Source organism: Amycolatopsis sp. SID8362, from assembly GCF_010550475.1.
Taxonomy (GTDB): Bacteria; Actinomycetota; Actinomycetes; order Mycobacteriales; family Pseudonocardiaceae; genus Amycolatopsis; species Amycolatopsis eburnea.
The window spans coordinates 1-2,363 of the sequence record NZ_JAAGNB010000284.1 but is presented as its reverse complement, the minus strand read 5'-3'; the positions used below and the strand labels follow the sequence as shown (position 1 = coordinate 2,363).

General features: G+C 73.8%; 1 protein-coding gene. It reads right to left on the bottom strand.

Translation table 11 applies throughout. From position 1 onward, the window contains the following. Positions 1-2,363: type I polyketide synthase (locus G3I65_RS09120; RefSeq protein WP_160695700.1), on the bottom strand; the 2,363-nt coding region annotated here is incomplete at both ends.

Sequence of the window (2,363 nt, the reverse complement as noted above, 5' to 3'; positions counted from 1 at the left end):
GGCGGGGGCGCCGTCGCCGGGAAGTGCGGCAACGGCGTCGCGCGTCAGCAGCCACAGGGGCGCGGTGCTCCCGGCCAGGGCCTGCGCCAGCAGAAGGGTGCTGGGCGCGTCCGGCAGCAGGGACACCACTCCGGCCACGTCGGCGAGGTCGCCGACCGACTCGACCACGTCCGGCTCGGCACCGGCGGCCGCGAGAGCGTTCGTCACCTCGGCGGTGTCCGCGCCGGGCGCGGCGACCACGAGCCAGCGGCCGGACAGCGTCGCGGCTTCCGGCTCGGGCAACGGCTTCCACTCGACACGATAACGCCAGGAGTCCACTGTGGACTTCTCCTGCCGGAGCCGCCGCCACCGGGCGAGGGCGGGCAGCAGCTCGGCGAACGACGTCTCCGAGCCGACGCCGATCAGGTCGGCCAGCGCGCCGAGGTCTTCCCCCTCGACGGCGGTCCAGAACCGGGCGTCCGCGGGATCTCCGGCGACGGGCTTCACCGGCGCGTCGAGCCAGTACCGCTTGCGCTGGAAGGCGTACGTCGGGAGGTCCACGATCCGCGCGTCGGGGAAGGCGGGGGTCCAGTCGACGGCGACCCCGTTGACGTGCGCCTCGGCCAGCGCGGTGTGGAACCGGGTGAGCCCGCCGTCGTCGCGGCGCAGCGAGCCCAGCGCGACGACGTCGTCGCCGATGGCCATGGTCAGCACCGGGTGCGGGGACGCCTCGATGAACGAGGTGAACCCCTCACGCTTCAGCCGCTCGACGGCCGAGTCCAGCCGTACCGCGCTGCGCAGGTTCGTGTACCAGTACTCGGCGTCGACCGTTTCGTTCCACTCGCCGGTGACCGTCGAGATGAAGGCGATCTCGCCTGCGCGAGGGGTGATCGGAGCCAGGACGTCCAGGAGTTCGTCGCGCAGCTGCTCGACCTGCGCCGAGTGCGACGCGTAGTCCACCGGCACCCGCTTCGCGCGAACACCGTCGGCCTCGCACGCGGCGATCAGCGCGTCGAGAGCGTCCGGCGCACCGGAGACCACCACCGCGGCGGGGCCGTTCACCGCGGCGATCGACAGCCCGTCCGCCAGCCGCGCTTCCACGTCGGCGAGGGACGCCGCGACCGAGACCATCCCGCCCCGGCCGGCCAGCGCGAGGATCGCCTTGCTGCGCAACGCCACCACGCGCGCACCGTCCTCAAGGGACAGCGCACCGGACACCACCGCGGCCGCGATCTCGCCCTGCGAGTGCCCCACCACCGCGTCCGGGACGACGCCGTACGACCGCCACAGCTCGGCCAGCGACACCATGACGGCCCACAGCGCGGGCTGGACCACGTCGACCCGGTTCAAAGCCTCCGCGTCAGCCAGGACATCGCGCAACGTCCAGTCCACAAAGGCCGACAAAGCGACCGCACACTCGTCCAGGCGGGCCGCGAACACCGGCGACGAAGAAGCCAGCTCCAGAGCCATCCCGGCCCACTGCGAACCCTGCCCGGGGAACACCAGCGCCACCTTGCCGCGAGCGGACGCCTCCCCGGTGACGAGACCGGGGTTCGGCTCACCGGCCGCCAGCGCGGCGAGCCCGCCCTCTCCGGTCACCACCGCGCGGTGACCGAGCAGCGCCCGCGACTTCACCAGCGAGTACCCGACGTCGGCCGGGTCGCCGGGGTGCTCCAGCAACGCGGACGCCTGAGCCCGCAACGCTTCCGCCGAACTCGCCGACAGCACCCACGGTACCGGCCCCGACGCGGCTCGCGAAGGCAGTTCCGGTTCCTCCGGCGCCTGCTCCAGGATGACGTGCGCGTTGGTCCCGCTGACGCCGAACGACGAGACGCCGATCCGGCGCGGCTGCCCGGTCTCCGGCCACGGCGTCGGCTCGGTGAGCAGCCGGACCTCGCCCGCGCTCCAGTCCACTTGGGACGACGGCGCGTCGATGTGCAGCGACTGCGGCAGCACGCCGTTCCGCATGGCCTGGACGGACTTGATGATCCCGGCGACACCGGCGGCAGCCTGCGTGTGCCCGAGGTTGGACTTCACCGAGCCGAGCAGCAGCGGGCGGTCGGCGGCGCGGCCGCGGCCGTAGGTGGCCAGCAGCGCCTGCGCTTCGATCGGGTCGCCGAGGGTGGTGCCGGTGCCGTGCGCTTCGACGGCGTCGACCTGCTCGGCGGACAGCTGGGCGCGGTCGAGCGCGGCCCGGATGACCCGCTGCTGCGACGGCCCGTTCGGCGCGGTCAGGCCGCTGCTGGCGCCGTCCTGGTTGACCGCGGAGCCGCGGACGACGGCGAGCACCGGGTGCCCGTTGCGGCGCGCGTCGGAAAGTCGTTCGACCAGCAGCATGCCGACGCCTTCACCCCAGCCGGTGCCGTCGGCGGCGTCGGCGAAGG